Origin of the sequence: Frigidibacter sp. MR17.14 (genome assembly GCF_037095735.1) — a bacterium.
Lineage (GTDB): Bacteria > Pseudomonadota > Alphaproteobacteria > Rhodobacterales > Rhodobacteraceae > Frigidibacter.
This window is the reverse complement of the sequence record NZ_JBAWKD010000004.1, coordinates 306,841-322,641: the sequence shown is the minus strand read 5'-3', so window position 1 is coordinate 322,641 and position 15,801 is coordinate 306,841. Positions and strand designations below refer to the sequence as shown.

The window sequence follows — 15,801 nt, the reverse complement described above, 5'->3', positions numbered from 1 at the left end:
CAGGTCAGGGCCAGTGTTCCCTGCCAGTCTAGGCCGTTGCGCCGCAAGGTCCAGTGCTGCCCCGGCAGCCCCCGGATCGCAAACCACCATATCTTGCGGTATCCGCGCCATTCCCCCGACCGCGGTCGGCGGACAGAGGTCGGGAAAGTTGCAGCCTTGAAACATCCCGCCTGACCCGCGCCCCGCGCATGGCGGGGTTGTCATGCCCTGACCGCATGGCGGGGCTTCCGGTTTCTGCATTGCAGAAAAACCCCTAAGCCCCCAAATTCAAGGAAAGAAAAGAACACCTGACATCGAGGTAGACACCATGACCACCCTGACGCTGAATGCCGCCGCCGTTGCCCCCGCCGCCAAGTCCGGCCTGTTCGCCCGCATCGGCACCGCGATCGACGCCTTCTTCGCCGCCACCCGCGTCGCCGGCGCGATCCGCGGCCACAACCAGCCCGCCCGCCGCGACCTGGAAATCCTGGGCATCGACCCGGAGCACAAATTCAACCTGTGATCCCGCCGCGGATCAGGGAGACGACCCAGCGAAAGGGCCCGCCCAACCGGCGGGCCTTTCCTTTTGCGCGGTGCCGGTCGCCCGCGGCCTGCCGGATGCGAAAAGGCCCGCCGGTATGGCGGGCCTTTCCCTTGCGGTCTTCTGACCCGATGGCTCACTCTGCCGGGGCGAGCCCTTCCGGGTTGGCCCGGTTCCAGCGGATCGAGGACCAGAGCGCGATGCCGATCAGCGTGGCGCCGCCCAGACCGGTGATCACCTCGGGGATGTGGTAGATCGTCTGGACATACATGATCACCGACAGGATCAGGATCGCGTAGAAGGCACCGTGTTCCAGGAAGCGGTACTGGGTCAGCGTCCCCTTCTCGACCAGCATGATCGTCATCGACCGCACATACATCGCGCCGATGCCGAGGCCGATCGCGATGATGAACAGGTTCGAGGTCAGCGCGAAGGCCCCGATCACCCCGTCGAACGAGAAGCTGGCATCCAGCACCTCGAGATAGAGGAAAGCGCCGAAGCCGCCGCGCGCCGCGCCCGACATCGTCTCTTCGCTCTTGTCGAGGATGCCGCCCAGCACCTCCACCAGCAGGAAGGTCAGCAGGCCCCAGATCGCCGAGGACATGAACAGCACCGACTCCTCGGGCGGCAGGATGCGCGAGAAGCCCAGCATGACGCAGAGCACCACCGCGATCTCGATCCCGCGGATCGAGGAGTATTTCGAGATCCAGCCTTCCAGACCCGCAACCCAGTGCACGTCCTTTTCATGGTCGAAGAAGAAGTTCAGCGCGACCATCATCAGGAAGGTGCCGCCGAAGGCCGCGATGGGCAGATGCGCGTCATACATGATGCGCGAGTATTCCTCGGGCTGGGTGGCGGCCAGCACCATCGCCTGCCAGGGGCCGATGTTCGCGGCGATGACCACGATCAGCACCGGGAAGACGATCCGCATGCCGAAGACGGCGATGATGATGCCCCAGGTCAGGAAGCGGTGCTGCCACTTGGGCGTCATGTCCTTGAGCTTGTTGGCATTCACGATCGCGTTGTCGAAGGACAGCGAGATCTCGAGCACCGCGAGGACACAGACGATGAAGAAGATCGAGGCGGTGCCGGCGGCGGTGCCGGTCATCTCCCAGCCCAGCCAGGCGCCAAGCGCGAGGCCGATGGCGGTGACCACGAAGGCCCATTTGAAATAGCCGAGCGTCGTGCTCTGGCTGGGAACCTGCGTGGTCATGCCCGCACCTCCGCGATGCGGACAGGCGTGCGCGCGCCCCTGGCGCGCAGGGTCGTCGAATTGGTCATGGAACGTATCCAGCCGGCTTCGCTTTTCACACGGCGGTGCCGACATCGTGCGAGCGCCGAAAACTCGCACCAGAGGGGCCCGGTCACCGAGTGTGCCGCTCATGGGCGGCACGCGTGCTGTCAGACATAGCAAGGATCACGACCGCGTCAACCGCGGCCGTGGAATTTTTGGTCCGTCTGCTGTCGGTCCGGGGTTAGGGGGACCGACGCCGATGCGGCGCCGGCCCCCCGCGCCTTACCAGGGCCTGACCGGCGGCCTCGGGGGCGGTGCGTGCACCGGCGGCAGGCCGATGTCGCGGCGCATGTGGTCATTGTGTGTGGGCACGACCAGCAATTGCCGGCGGCCCGAGCCGCGCAGCAGCGCGATGGCGGCGGCCAGAAGCACGCGGCGGGCGCCGTGGACGGCGATGGTCGCCGCGATGGAGGGCGTGCGGGTTTCGGTGATGGTCATGATCTTTCCGGGCCCGTTGCGGGACCGGCTCCTGTTCTGAGGGTTGAAAGAGCCCACCGGGATCAGGGGCCGGACCTGCGCCGGTCCGCAGCCGCCACGACGGGCGGAAACGGAGCCGGACGCGGCGGTATCCCACGGGATGCCAGGGGCGCGGCAATCTGGTCAGGCAGGCTGGAGGGGGGAAGAAAGGCCCGAAGGGGCCCGATCGGTCAGGCGGTTACGCGTCGCGAAGCGCGCGGGCGCCAGTTGGCCTGGAAGATCCCGGCATCGGAGGTGGTATAGATCTGGATCATGCCCGCCCTCCTCTTCCAATGGTGCCGGATGACGGGGTTGTGACCGCAAAAGCGATTCGCGCCAACCCCGAATTGTGGGCAGCGCAACATTTGGCCGAGCGGCTGTGGCAGCGGACTGCGAAGGGGGGCGGCAGAGGGGGCGCTGCCCCCTCGGGCTGCGCCCTCACCCCCGGGATATTTGGGCCAATGCGAAAGCAGCCAGCGGCGTCAGCCGCTGACCTCTTCGAAGTTCACCCGCTGGCGCGCGGTCCAGCGGACGCGGATCCGGTAGCCGGTCTCGGTGGCGGTCTCGTCCAGCACCTCGGCCTCGCGGTGCAGATAGGCGCGGCGGCGGCCCTCGTCGAAGGCCAGATCGATCACCTGCTCGGTGCGCTCGTCGTCGAGCGCCTCGGAGATCGCGGCATAGAGCCGGTCGAGCCCCTCGCCCGACAGCGCCGAGGCCGCGAAGACGCCGGGCGTGCGGGCGTCGGTCGCGAGCAGCGCCGCGCGGGTGTCGGGCGTCAGGAGGTCGATCTTGTTCCAGACCTCGAACATCGGCACGTCCTCGTCGACGCCGAGACTTTCGAGGATCTCGCCCACGTCCTCGGCCTGCTCTTCGGTTTCCGGATGCGCGATGTCGCGCACATGCAGGATGAGGTCGGCCTCGAGCACCTCTTCCAGCGTGGCGCGGAAGGCCGCGACCAGCTGGGTGGGCAGGTCAGAGATGAAGCCCACCGTGTCCGAGAGGATCACCTTGCGCCCCGAGGGCAGCGTAACGCCGCGCATCGTGGGGTCGAGCGTGGCGAAGAGCATGTCCTTGGCCAGCACCTCGGCCCCGGTCATCCGGTTGAAGAGCGTGGATTTGCCGGCGTTGGTGTAGCCCACCAGCGCCACCACCGGGAACGGCACCTTGCGGCGCGCGGCGCGGTGCAGCTCGCGGGTCTTGACGACCTTGCCGAGCTGGCGGCGCAGCTTCAGCACCTGCTCGTCGATCGCGCGGCGGTCGGCCTCGATCTGGGTCTCGCCGGGGCCGCCGACGAAGCCGAAGCCGCCGCGCTGCCGTTCGAGGTGGGTCCAGGCGCGCACGAGGCGGGTGCGCTGGTAGCTGAGCGCCGCAAGTTCGACCTGCAGCACGCCCTCGCGGGTGCGGGCGCGGTCGGCGAAGATCTCGAGGATCAGCCCGGTCCGGTCCAGAAGCTTGACGCCCCATTCCTTTTCCAGGTTGCGCTGCTGCACCGGCGTCACCGGGCCGTCGATCAGCACCAGCTCGACCTCGGCCTCTTTCAGCCGCGCCTTCAGCTCTTCGATCTTGCCGGATCCGAACAGCCAGCCGGGCGCGACCTTGGGCAGGCGCACGACCTCGGACCCCGCGATGTCGAGATTGGGCAGCGCAAGGGCGAGCGAGACCGCCTCTTCCAGCGCAAGCTCCGCGGCGCGGCGCTTGTCGGCGCCGCGGATGTCGGGGTGCAGGACGAAGGCCCGGGTGGGCTTCGCCGCAACTTCAGTGGGGTCTGTCAGTCTTCTGCCTCGTAAAGCGAGATCGCCTGTCCCGGCATGATCGTCGAGATGGCGTGCTTGTAGACCAGCTGAGACTGGCCGTCACGGCGCAAAAGGACACAGAAGTTGTCGAACCAGGTGATCACGCCCTGCAGCTTGACGCCGTTGATCAGGAAGATGGTCACCGGGACTTTGGCCTTGCGCACATGATTGAGGAAGGCGTCCTGGAGATTCTGTTTGTCGGCCATTCTTTCGTTGCCTTTGTTCCGCCCCGGCACTCCCCCGGGATAACACGCTTATCTGCCCCCGGTGCGATCATGTGCGGTTTGCGCAATTGGGCGCGAGCCCGGGGTTGAACGAACTATGAACGGGTGTTCCGGGGGTTTCCACCGGAAAATCGTTGAAACCGGGCCCACTTGCGCTAGCCGGCCGCAGATTGGCGGGCCAGCGCGTCAGTTCCGCCACATTTCGGGATTGAGCAGGGCGATGATCGCCAGCGTCTCGAGCCGGCCGACCACCATCGCCACCGCGAGGATCGCCTGCGCGACCTGGTCGAGCCCGCCCCAGCCCAGCGGCGCATCGGCGGCGACCGCGGCCAGCGGCCCGACGTTCGACAGCGCGGCGATGGTCAGCACCGTGGCCGGCGTGAAGTCGATCCCGGCCAGCGACAGCGCCAGCATCGCCACCGCGATCGACAGCGCGAACAGCGCGAAGAACACCCATGCGATCTGCGCGCCCTGGCTGCGCAGCCGCCGCGCCGCATCGCCGCCGCCGCCGACCGAGTTCGGATGCACCAGCTTCTGCAGCTCGCGCTCGCCGTGGCGATACAGCGCATAGACCCGCAGAAGCTTCACCCCGCCCGCCGTCGTCGCGACCCCGCCCCCGATCATCGCCAGCCCCGCCAGCACCAGCCCCGGCGTCGGCAGCCCCGACCAGAACCGCGAGGCGACCCAGCCGTGGCTTTCGAAGCCGGTGGTGGTCAGGAAGGACAGCACGGTGAAGACGGCGCCCCAGGCGGCATCGGCGGCGCGCGGGATGTTCTGGCTGTCGGCGATCTCGACCGCGCCGATCCAGTGGCGCAGGAACAGCACCAGCGGCACGGTGGCGATGATCGCAAGTCCCAGGCCCAGCTCGGGGTCGCGCAGCAGCGGCGCGGGGCGCCAGCGCCGCCCGGCCTCGGGCATCATCCGCCGCGACAGCGCGAGGAACAGGAACAGGAAGATCAGCACCTCGCCCGTCGGACCCGAACTCGACCCGGCCAGCCCGCCCACCGGCGAGATGCCCGAGGTCGACAGCACCGCCATCGCATGCATCGCCGCGACCAGCGCCGGGTCGCCCGCCAGCTGCAACGAGGACCACAGCACCAGCGTCAGCGCCAGATAGATCGGGAACACCGCCAGCGTCTGGCGCACCAGCCGGTCGCCCGTCGTGGTGCCCTTCACGCCCCCGGCCGAGCCCGAGGCGACCTGCACCGACCGCAGCCCGCCGCCGCGGGCGCCCTCGGGCTCGCGCGTGGCGGGCGAGACGCCGGGCACGGTCTCGGCCAGGACCTCGAACCCGCCAAGGTTCATCGGCGCGAGGATCGCGATCCCGGCGACCAGCATGAAGAAGCCGCCCATCCACCCCACGAGCCCGCGCCACAGATGCACCGAGGGCGGTAGGCGGGCCGGGTCGAACAGCGTGGCGCCGGTGGTGGTCAGCGACGAGACCATCTCCCACCAGGCCGAGAAATAGCCGGTGTCATGCACCGCCTCGTTGAAGGGCACGGCCAGCATCAGCGGCAGCAGCAGGTAGGTGCCGCAGAGCGCCAGCAGGTGGCTGCGCGCCGGGTTCAGCGCCGGGCGTGCCGCCAGCGCGATGCCGATCAGCGAAATGGCCACGGTGAAGAGCAGCGAGGGGAACAGGAAGGCCCGCGCCGTGTCCCAGTCGCGGATCGCCCAGGCATGGAACGCCGGGACCAGCATCGAGAGCGCGCCGATCCCGGCGAGGATCACCAGAAGCGGCAGGTCGAGGATCTTGCGCAAGGCCGTGCCCCTTCGCTCAGAAGAAGTCGATCGAGACCTGCAGCAGCCGCTCGACCTCGGGCACGTCGCCGGCCATGGCGAACATCAGGATCACGTCGCCCTCCTCGATCCGGGTGTCGCCCGAAGGTTTGATCACCTGATCGCCCTTCAGCACCGCGCCGACCAGCACGCCTTCCGGGAACTCGGTGTCGCGGATCGTCTTGCCCGCGATCGGCGAGGTCGACAGGACCTGCGCCTCGATCACCTCGGCCTCGGCATCGCCGATCGAATAGATCTCGCGCACGCGGCCATGGCGGATGTGGCGCAGGATCGAGCTGACGGTGGTCGCGCGCGGGTTGATGTAGGCGTCGATGTCGAGCGAGCCCATCAGCGGCACCAGCGTGGGATCGTTGATCAGCGCGATCGCCATCGGGCAGCCGGCCTGCTTGGCGCGCACCGCGGCCAGGATGTTGGTCTTGTCGTCGTCGGTCACCACCAGCACCGCGTCGGCGCGATCGATGTTGGCCTCCTGCAGGATGTCCATGTCGAGCCCGTCGCCGTTCAGCACGATGGTGCGTTCCAGCGCATCGGCGGCGCGTTCGGCCTGGGTCCGGTCGCGCTCGATCACCTTGGCGCGGATGCGCTGGGTGCGCTTCTCCAGCGCCCGCGCGACCGCGAGGCCCACGTTGCCGCCGCCGATGATGACGACGCGCTCCTGCTTGCGGGTCTCCTTGCCGAAGATCTCGAGCGTGCGGTTCACGTCGTCGACATGGCTGAAGACGTAGATCTGGTCGCCGGCGAACAGCTGGTCCTCGGCCTCGGGGGCGAAGAGCCGCCCGTCCCGGCGCACCCCCGCGACAATGGCGCGCAGGGTCGAGAAGAGGTCGGTCAACTGGCGCAGCGGCGTGTTCAGGACCGGGCAGTCCTCGTCCAGCGCGATGCCCAGAAGCTGCACGCGGTTGCCCAGGAAGTTCTCGGTGTCGAAGGCGGCCGGCGCGGCCAGCCGCTGCAGCGCGGCCTCGGCCACCTCCTTCTCGGGCGAGATCACCACGTCGATCGGCAGGTGATCGGTGCGGTAGAGGTCGGAATAGATCGCGTCGAGGTAGTTCTGGGCGCGGACGCGGGCGATCTTGCGGGTGATGCCGAAGACCGAATGCGCGACCTGGCAGATCACCATGTTCACTTCGTCGGAATAGGTCGCGGCGATCACCAGGTCGGCGTCGCGCGCGCCCGCCCGTTCCAGCACGTCGGGATAGGAGGCGAAGCCCGCCACCCCCTGCACGTCGAGCGTGTCCGAAGCGCGGCGCACCAGATCGGGGTTGCTGTCGACCACCGTCACGTCGTTGCGTTCGCCCGAAAGATGGCGGGCGATCTGCCAGCCGACCTGTCCCGCGCCGCAGATGATGATCTTCATGAAGCTCTCCCGAGGGGCCGTCAGGCTTCTGAGTGGCAGCGCCGCGCCGAAAGGTCAACCAAGGGCGATCTGTCGCCTTACAAACGATATGCGGGGCGAATAGATCTGCCGGCGACCGATGTTGCAAAGGAGTCCCGAGTGGACAGGATGATCGAGCGCGGCCTCTTCGCGAGCCGCTGGCTGATGGCACCGATGTATGTGGGGCTGGTGGGGGCGCTGGCGATCCTCGTCTGGGCCTTCCTGCTCGAGCTGTGGCATTTCGCGCTGAAGATCCCGGTGATGACGGTCGATGACGCGGTGCTGGGCGCGCTGGCGCTGATCGACCTCAGCCTTGCCGCCAACCTCCTCGTGATCGTGATCTTCTCGGGCTACGAGAACTTCGTCTCGCGCATGGATCTCGACGGTCACGAGGACCGGCCCGACTGGCAGGGCGAGGTCGACTTCTCGGGTCTGAAGCTGAAGCTGGTGGCCTCGATCGTCGCGATCTCGGGGATCCACCTGCTGAAGGTCTTCATGGATGTCGAGCATTACAATCCGTCGAAGATCGGCTGGATGGTCGCGATCCACCTCGTCTTCGTGGTCTCGGGCGTGCTGCTCGCGGTCATGGACTGGATCACGATGAAGACCAAGGTGCTGAAGAAGCCCAAGGACTGAGCCAGGCCCCGCGCGCCGGGGCTCTGCCCCGGACCCCGGGATATTTCGACCAATGAGAACGATGAGGTTTTCTTACTGGTGCAAATATCCCGGGGTCCGGGGCGGCGCCCCGGTCCGCCGCCGGGATCACTCGGCGGCTTCGTCGATCTCGAGATCCTCGTCCTCGCCCATCGAGGCGATCCGGGCGCCGGACTTGGTGGTCGTCACCACCCCCAGCGACTTCAGCTTGCGGTGCAGCGCCGAGCGCTCCATGCCCACGAAATTCGCGGTGCGGCTGATGTTGCCGCCGAAGCGGTTGATCTGGGTCAGCAGGTATTCCCGTTCGAATAGCTCGCGCGCCTCGCGCAGGGGCAGCGTCGCGAGCGCCCCGGACAGCACCACGCGGCCGTCGTCGCCGCCGCCCTCGGGGGCGCCGCCGGGCATCTCGCGGGCATCGACGGGGCCCGTGCCCTCGCCAAGGATCAGCACCCGCTCGATCACGTTCTTCAGCTGCCGGATGTTGCCCGGCCAGGGCATGGTCTGCATCAGCGCCTCGGCCTCTTCCGAGACCGCGCGCAGCGGCAGGCCCTGGCTCTTGTTGAACATCGCGATGAAATGCTTCGCCAGTTCCGGGATGTCCTCGCGCCGGTCGGCCAGCGACGGCACACCGATCGGCACCACGTTCAGCCGGTCGTAGAGCTCCTGCCGGAAGCGGCCGGCCGCGATCTCGGCCGCGAGGTCGCGGGTCGTCGACGAGATCACCCGCAGGTCGACCCGCACCTTGTCCGAGCCACCGACGCGGGTGAACTGCTGCTCGACCAGCACGCGCAGGATCTTCGACTGGGTGCCGGGCGGCATGTCCGCGACCTCGTCGAAATAGACGATGCCGCCATGGGCCTGCTCCAGCAGCCCCTTCTCGACGCCGCGTTCGGGCGACTCGCGACCGAAGAGCACCTCTTCCATCCGCTCGGGCTCGATCGAGGCCGACGAGACCGAGATGAACGGCCCGCTCGCGCGGTTCGAATTGACGTGGATGTAGCGCGCGGCCACTTCCTTGCCGGCGCCGGGCTGGCCGGTCAGCATCACCCGGGCGTTCGACTTCGTCACCTTGTCGAGGTTCGACTTCAGCGTACGGAAGCCGGGCGAGGTGCCGATCATCTCGGACGAGGCCACGTCGCGCCGGCGCAGGCTGGAATTCTCGCGCCGCAGCCGCGAGGTCTCCATCGCGCGGGTGATCACCACCATCAGCTGGTCGATGTTGAACGGCTTCTCGATGAAGTCGTAGGCACCCTGCTTGATCGCCGCGACCGCGATCTCGATGTTGCCATGGCCCGAGATGATGACCACCGGCACGTCGGGGTTGTCGCGCTTGACGGTCTTGAGGATGTCGATCCCGTCCATCCGGCTGTCCTTCAGCCAGATGTCGAGGATCATCAGAGCCGGGGGCTCGGCGTTGATCGCCCCCATGCATTCGTCGGAATTGGCGGCGAGGCGCGTCGCGAAGCCCTCGTCCTTCAGGATGTCCGAAATCAGTTCGCGGATGTCCCGTTCATCGTCCACGATCAGGATGTCGCCGCTCTTCTGCTCGGTCTTCTGGGTCATTTTACCGCCTCCTGTCCGGCTGTTTTCTGCCGGTTCGTGTTTTCGGTGGACGCCTCGCGCGCGCCCCCGTCCTTGGATTCCGTCTCGCCCCGCACGCCCAGCTTCGGCGCCCGCGCCCGCGGCAGCCGGATCTCGGCCGCCGCCCCGCGATGCGCGCCCGCGTGGAACGGGGCCGCGTCGGTGAGCGTCAGGCTGCCGCCATGCTCCTCGACGATCTTCTTCACGATCGGCAGGCCGAGCCCGGTGCCCTTGGCCCGTGTGGTGACATAGGGCTCGAACAGCCGCGATCTATCCTCGGGCAGGCCGGCGCCGTTGTCGGTGACGCGGATCACCACCTGCTCGGGCTGCACGGTCATCTCGACCCGCACCTCGGGGGCATAGCCCTCGGGCGCGCCCTTCTCGTACAGGCTCTCGACCGCCTCGCCCGCGTTCTTGACGATGTTGGTGATCGCCTGCCCGATCATCGTCGCGTCCAGTTCCACCACCGCCGGCGCCTCGGGCAGGGTCGCGGTCAACTTCGCGCCATGCAGCGCGTCTTGCTGCAGCGTGCAGATGTCGCGCACCAGCTTGGTCAGGTCATGGTCGCGCCGGTCGGGTTCCGGCATCCGGGCAAAGCGGCTGAACTCGTCGACGATGCGGCGCAGGTCGTTCGTTTGGCGGACGATCACGCCCACCATCTGCTCCAGCGCCTCGGCCTCTTCGGGCGGCAGGCCGCGGCCGAACTTGCGCTTGATGCGTTCCGCCGACAGCTGGATCGGGGTCAGCGGGTTCTTGATCTCGTGCGCGATCCGCCGCGCGACATCGCCCCAGGCCGCCATCCGCTGGGCCGAGACCAGCTCGGTCACGTCGTCGAAGGCCACCACATAGCCTTCCAGCGCCCCGTCGGCGCCGCGCCGGATCGCCATCCGCACCAGCAGGCTTTCCAGCCGGCCGTCGCGGCTGACGCGGACCTCGTCCTGCACCGCCTCGCCGGTGCCCTCGCTGAGCCGCGCCAGCAGCCCCGCGAATTCCGGCACCATCTGTTCGAGCGGCACGGTGCCCTCGGGCGGGACCAGCGCCAGCAGCTTCTGCGCGGCACGGTTCACGAAATCGACCCGCCCCGAACTGTCGAGACCGATCACCCCCGCCGTCACCGATGACAGCACGGAATCGAACAGCCGGCGCCGCTCGTCGGTTTCGCGGTGGGTGGCGACCAGCGCCTCGCGCTGGCCCTTCAACTGGCGGGTCATCTGGTTGAAGAGCCGGCCCAGCATGGCGATCTCGTCATCGCCCTTCTCTTCCAGCACCCGCACGTCCAGATCGCCCGCGCCCACCATCTGCGCCGCCCCCGCCAGCCGGCCCACCGGGCGCGAGAGGCGTTCGGCGAACCACAGCCCCAGCCAGATCGCGGCCAGGATCAGGATCAGCGCGAAGCCCAGATAGAGCAGCGAGAATTCGAACAGCACCCTGCCCCGCTCGGCCTCGAGCTGGCGGTAGAGTTGGACCGAGTTCCGCGTCTCGTCCAGAAGGCTCAGGATCTTGCCGTCGACATTGCGCGCGACGTAGAGATAGCGGTCGAGATAGGGCTCGAGCTTCACCAGCGCCCGGAACTCGTTGTTGCCCCAGTCCTGGATCACCACCGTCTCGCCCTTGTCGGCGCGGGCGATCTGGGCGGGCTCGGGCTTCTCGAAGTTGAACAGGTAGCTGCGTTCGCCGCGCGCCCGGATCTCGCCCGAGTTGTCGATGACGAAGGCTTCCTTCAGCCCGCGCTGGATCTGCCCCTGCCCCTGGGTCAGGATCTGGCGCAGGTCGCTGTCCGCGAGGAAGAAGGTCGATTGCCGGGCAAGGTTCAGGTAGCCCGCCAGCGCCTGGGTGTCGGTCACGAGGTCGCGCTGATGCTCGCCCTCATAGGCCTCGGCCGCGTCGAGCGAGCTGCCGACCACCTGCCGCACCCGGTCCGAGAACCAGCCCTCGAGCCCGATGTTGATGGTGAGGCCCGCGAAGACCGCCACGAGGATCGTCGGCACCAGCGCCATGCCGGCGAAAACGCCGGTCAGGCGCAGGTGCAGCCGCGATCCCGCCGATTGCGCGCGCCGCGCGGCGATCATCCGCGCGAGCCGTGCGGACACCAGCGCCGCCACCACCAGCACATAGACGAGGTCGGTCAGCAGGATCATGCGCAGCGGCGTCGAGGACACGCCCTGATCGAAGGGACCCAGCATCAGGAAGGTGGCCAGCGTCAGCGCCGGCCCGAGGATCACGAGCCCCAGCGCGGCACCGGTCTGGAAGCGTTTCTGGCGGCGCAGGCGCTCGAACCGCGCGAGGGATTCGCGCGCGGCACCGCCCGCGAAGCCGCTGCGGCCCGCCGTCATCGGCGCGCCCCGCGGCGATGCGTGCCGCTGCGGTTCCCACCGCGTCCTGCCCGTGCAGCCTGCGCTGCTGCCATCGCTTCGGCCCTGTCTCGGACGGCACCGGCCCTTGAGGCTCTTGCCGTCTACCCCGTCCTCCGGGCCCGAATCATGGTCAGCCCGCCCGAAAGTGCCCGTTCACGCAGACGCGAGCGGGCCACAGTCGGCGTGACCTTTTTACATCAACTTCCGGCGGCGTGTCACGCGGATATCCAGCTCGGTGATCTTCTTGCGCAAGGTATTGCGGTTGATCCCCAGCAGATCGGCACATTTCGCCTGATTGCCGGCGGTTGCATCCAGCGCGATTTCGATCAACGGCATCTCCACTTCCCGCAGGATCCGACCATACAGGCCCGGCGGCGGCAGCGCGCCGCCATGCAGGTCGAAGTAGCGCTTCAGGTGCTTGGCGACCGAGGTTTGCAGACGGTCGCCGCCGCCATCGCCGCCGCGCATCGGCTCCATCGCCGGCTGGTTGCCCAGAATCGCCTCGACCTCGGCCTTGGTGATCTCTTCCTCGCTGGCGGTGACCATCAGCCGGCGCACGGTGTTTTCCAGCTGGCGGACGTTGCCGGGCCAGCTGTAGGCGCGCACCAGCTCCATCGCGTCGGGGGCGATGCGGCGCAGCGGGAAGCCGTCACGCTCGCCGCGGGTCAGGAAATGTTCAGCCAGCGCCGGGATGTCGTCGACGCGCTCGCGCAGCGCGGGCACCGACAGCGTCACCCCGCCCAGCCGGTAGAACAGATCCTGCCGGAAGCCGCCGCCCTCCATCCGCCGGGCGAGGTCGACCTGCGAGGTCGCCATGATCCGCGGCGGGTTCGAGCCCAGCGTGTCCAGCAGCCGCACGACGCGGCCCTGCGCCTCGTCGTCGAAATCGCCGACCTCGTCGAAGACGAGGCTGCCGCCGCGCGCCCGGGCCACCAGCGACGAAGGCCCATCGGCCCCCATCAGGTCCTGCGCCTGCGCCACCACGAAGGGCAGCGTGCGGCGGTCGGAGAAATCGTGGATCGCGCGGGCGATCAGCGACTTGCCCGTCCCGCTCTCGCCAGAGATCAGCACCGCCAGATCGGTGTTCATCACCCGGGCGACCAGACGATACAGCGCCTGCATCGCGGGGGTGCGGCCCACCAGCGGCAGGTCCTCGCCGGTCTCGGACCGCGGCTCGATCGTGGCCACCTTCGGCGGCGCCACCACGGCGCGGCGCTTCTGTTCCAGCGCGCGGGCGGCGCGCTTCATCAGGTCGGGCAGGTCGAAGGGCTTCGGCAGGTAGTCATAGGCATCGGCCTCGGCCGCCTGGATCGCGGTCATGATCGTGTTCTGCGCCGAGATCACGATCACCGGCAGGCCCGGGCGCTCCTTGCCGATCTTCGGCAACTGTTCCAGCCCGTTGCCGTCGGGCATGATCACGTCGGAGATCACCAGATCCCCTTTGCCTTCCTCGACCCAGCGCATCAGCGTCATCAGGGACGAGGTCGCGTGCACCTTGCAGCCGGCGCGGGTCAGCGCCTGGGTCAGCACGGTGCGGATGGTGCGATCGTCGTCGGCGACGAGAACGGTGCCGTCCATCGGTCAGTCTCCTGTTCAGTCCCCTTACGGGGACGGCATGTCGGGATCGCTGCCCTTGGGCGCGATCGGCAGCGAAATCCGGAACACGGTGCGCCCGGGCACCGAGTCGACGTTTATCAGACCACCGTGATCGCCGATGATCTTCGAGACCAGCGCCAGCCCCAGCCCGGTGCCGTTCTCGCGGCCCGAGACGAAGGGCTCGAAGATCTCGGCGGCGATGTCGGGCGGGATGCCGGGGCCGTCGTCGATGATCTCGACCTGCAGGGGCAGCGCGCGCCCCGTCCCGTCCTTGCGGCGCAGGCGCAGCGACAGGTCGTAGAAGGTGTGCAGCGTGATGGTGCCGGGCTGGCCCTTCGTCGCCTCGCTGGCGTTCTTCAGCAGGTTCAGGAACACCTGCAGAAGCTGGTCCATGTCGCCCAGCGTCGGCGGCAGCGAGGGGTCGTAGTTCTCGACCACCTGCATATGGGTGGCGAAGCCCACCAGCGCCGACTTCCGCGCCCGGTCCAGCACGTCGTGGATGTTCACCGCGCGCTGTTCCGGCGGCCGCAGGTTGCCGAACTGCTCGACCTGTTCCAGCAGCTTCACGATGCGCCGGGTCTCCAGCACGATCAGGTCGGTCAGCTCGCGGTCCTCGGCGCCAAGGCCCATCGACAGCAGCTGCGCCGCGCCGGTGATGCCGGCCAGCGGGTTCTTGATCTCGTGCGCCAGCATCTCGGCCATGCCGATGGCCGAGCGCGCGGCCGAGCGCGTGTGCTGCGAGCGTCCCAGCCGGTCGGCCAGCTCGCGCGGGGCGATGGTCAGCAGCAGCATGTCCGGCACATCGGCCAGCGGCGAGACCTGCAGCGTGCAACTGACCGGCGGACGCTCGCCGGTGCCGACATCGACCTCGTTCACGAAAAGCGGCGACTGGTTCACCCGGGCGCGGGCGAAGATCTCTTCGATCGGTGCGTCGATCGCCAGCCGGTCGAGGATCGGCTGCCCGGCAAGGCTTTTCGCCGAATGGTTCAGAAACACCTCGGCCGCCGGGTTCACCTCGGTCACGCGGTCGGTCGCGTCGACGATCAGCGCCGGCGTCGGCAGCGAGGCCCAGATCGAACCCAGAACCGGCCCGCGCCTGTCGGACGACGCGCTCATGCGGCCTCCGACGCGGCGGCAGCCGCCTCGGCCGCGGCTTCCGAGGCGCGGTCGGTCGCGGCGAAGCCCGAGCGGATCAGGCCCGCGACCTCGGTGGCCTCGGCGGCGGTGAAAAGCTTCTGGCGCAGCCCGGGCTCGGCGCCCGCGGCCTCGCAATACCAGCCCAGATGCTTGCGCGCGATCCTGACACCCAGGTCGCGGCCATAGAACGACAGCATCGCTTCGTAATGTCCTTCGATCAGATCGGCCCGCGCGGGGCCGTAAGGCACGTCGGGCGCCGGGGCGCCGTGCAGGTCGTGGGCGATCTCGGCGATCCGCCAGGGCCGGCCCTGGATGCCGCGCCCGACCATCACCGCATCGGCGCCCGAGGCGTCGCGCGCGGCCCGCGCGGTCGCGGCGTCGATGATGTCGCCATTGGCCACCACCGGGATCGTGACGGCGTCCTTGACGGCGCGGATCGCGGCCCAGTCGGCGCGGCCCTTGTAGAACTGCATCCGGGTGCGGCCATGCACTGTGACCATCCGCACCCCCGCCGCCTCGGCCCGCCGGGCAAGCTCGGGCGCGTTCAGGCAGCCGCCATCCCAGCCCAGCCGCATCTTCAGCGTCACCGGCACCTCGACGGCGCCCACCACCGCCTCGATCAATCCCAGCGCATGGTCCAGATCGCGCATCAGCGCCGAGCCGGAGAGCCCCCCCGTCACCTTCTTCGCGGGGCACCCCATGTTGATGTCGATCACTGGCGCGCCCAGATCGGCGACCAGCCGCGCGGCCTCGCCCATCGCGCCCGCCTCGCGTCCCGCCAGCTGCACCGAGCAGGCCGCGCCCGCGCCGATCCCCAGATCGATGCGCGCCTTGGCGCGGACCGAGGGCTTGGCGGTCAGCATCTCGCCAGAGGCGACCATTTCCGAAACCACAAGCCCCGCGCCGAATCCCGCCACAACCTGCCGGTACGGCAGGTCGGTGATCCCCGCCATCGGGGCCAGGAAGACCGGTGGATCCAGAGAGATCCCTGCAATCTGCAAAGGCAACTGCCTATTCCTTGTG

At 68.5% G+C, this 15,801-nt stretch carries 13 protein-coding genes; 2 read left to right on the top strand and 11 right to left on the bottom strand.

Annotated elements, in window-relative coordinates; translation table 11 throughout:
• Positions 1 to 307 precede the first annotated feature (307 nt).
• Complete coding sequence (locus V8J36_RS13730) at positions 308 to 502, top strand: hypothetical protein (protein ID WP_336467858.1); 195 nt, start codon at positions 308 to 310, stop codon at positions 500 to 502.
• A gap of 154 nt (positions 503 to 656) precedes the next feature.
• Here V8J36_RS13730 and V8J36_RS13725 read toward each other — a convergent pair whose 3' ends face one another.
• The 6 genes from V8J36_RS13725 to trkA all read right to left on the bottom strand — a co-directional run bounded on the left by V8J36_RS13725 (position 657) and on the right by trkA (position 7,438).
• Complete coding sequence (locus V8J36_RS13725; RefSeq protein ID WP_336467857.1) at positions 657 to 1,733, bottom strand: DUF475 domain-containing protein; 1,077 nt, start codon at positions 1,731 to 1,733, stop codon at positions 657 to 659.
• Positions 1,734 to 2,036: 303 nt separating this feature from the next.
• Positions 2,037 to 2,252, bottom strand: coding sequence for a hypothetical protein (locus tag V8J36_RS13720; RefSeq protein WP_336467856.1), 216 nt, complete (start codon positions 2,250 to 2,252; stop codon positions 2,037 to 2,039).
• 500 nt (positions 2,253 to 2,752) lie between these two features.
• On the bottom strand, positions 2,753 to 4,042 hold the full coding sequence (gene hflX / locus V8J36_RS13715; protein WP_336467950.1) for a GTPase HflX: 1,290 nt from the start codon (positions 4,040 to 4,042) through the stop codon (positions 2,753 to 2,755).
• Positions 4,039 to 4,269 carry an RNA chaperone Hfq gene (gene hfq / locus V8J36_RS13710; RefSeq protein WP_336460186.1) on the bottom strand — a complete coding sequence of 77 codons (231 nt, stop codon included), beginning with the start codon at positions 4,267 to 4,269 and terminating at the stop codon, positions 4,039 to 4,041. The genes hflX and hfq overlap by 4 nt, the downstream gene beginning before the upstream one ends.
• A gap of 204 nt (positions 4,270 to 4,473) precedes the next feature.
• Entirely contained in the window at positions 4,474 to 6,045 is a 1,572-nt protein-coding gene (locus V8J36_RS13705) for a TrkH family potassium uptake protein (protein ID WP_336467855.1), read from the bottom strand.
• Between the two features lie 16 nt (positions 6,046 to 6,061).
• The gene (gene trkA / locus V8J36_RS13700) at positions 6,062 to 7,438 is read right to left on the bottom strand and encodes a Trk system potassium transporter TrkA (protein ID WP_336467854.1); all 1,377 of its coding nucleotides are present in this window, start codon (positions 7,436 to 7,438) and stop codon (positions 6,062 to 6,064) included.
• Between the two features lie 147 nt (positions 7,439 to 7,585).
• On the opposite strand from trkA, the gene V8J36_RS13695 reads away from it, so the two are divergent.
• Positions 7,586 to 8,092, top strand: a complete 507-nt coding sequence (locus tag V8J36_RS13695; RefSeq protein WP_336467949.1) for a TIGR00645 family protein — start codon at positions 7,586 to 7,588, stop codon at positions 8,090 to 8,092.
• A gap of 126 nt (positions 8,093 to 8,218) precedes the next feature.
• On the opposite strand, the gene ntrX is transcribed toward V8J36_RS13695, so the two are convergent.
• The 5 genes from ntrX to dusB form a co-directional block, all read right to left on the bottom strand.
• Positions 8,219 to 9,673 carry a nitrogen assimilation response regulator NtrX gene (ntrX, locus tag V8J36_RS13690; protein ID WP_336467853.1) on the bottom strand — a complete coding sequence of 485 codons (1,455 nt, stop codon included), beginning with the start codon at positions 9,671 to 9,673 and terminating at the stop codon, positions 8,219 to 8,221.
• On the bottom strand, positions 9,670 to 12,024 hold the full coding sequence (locus tag V8J36_RS13685; RefSeq protein ID WP_336467852.1) for a sensor histidine kinase NtrY-like: 2,355 nt from the start codon (positions 12,022 to 12,024) through the stop codon (positions 9,670 to 9,672). The genes ntrX and V8J36_RS13685 overlap by 4 nt, the downstream gene beginning before the upstream one ends.
• Positions 12,025 to 12,237: 213 nt before the next feature.
• Positions 12,238 to 13,623, bottom strand: a complete 1,386-nt coding sequence (locus V8J36_RS13680; RefSeq protein WP_336467851.1) for a response regulator — start codon at positions 13,621 to 13,623, stop codon at positions 12,238 to 12,240.
• Positions 13,624 to 13,647: 24 nt separating this feature from the next.
• Positions 13,648 to 14,757: a two-component system sensor histidine kinase NtrB gene (locus V8J36_RS13675; RefSeq protein ID WP_336467850.1), complete on the bottom strand. Its 1,110-nt coding sequence runs from the start codon at positions 14,755 to 14,757 to the stop codon at positions 13,648 to 13,650.
• Entirely contained in the window at positions 14,754 to 15,785 is a 1,032-nt protein-coding gene (gene dusB, locus V8J36_RS13670; protein ID WP_336467849.1) for a tRNA dihydrouridine synthase DusB, read from the bottom strand. Before dusB ends, V8J36_RS13675 begins: the two co-directional genes overlap by 4 nt.
• Between the last annotated feature and the right edge of the window lie 16 nt (positions 15,786 to 15,801).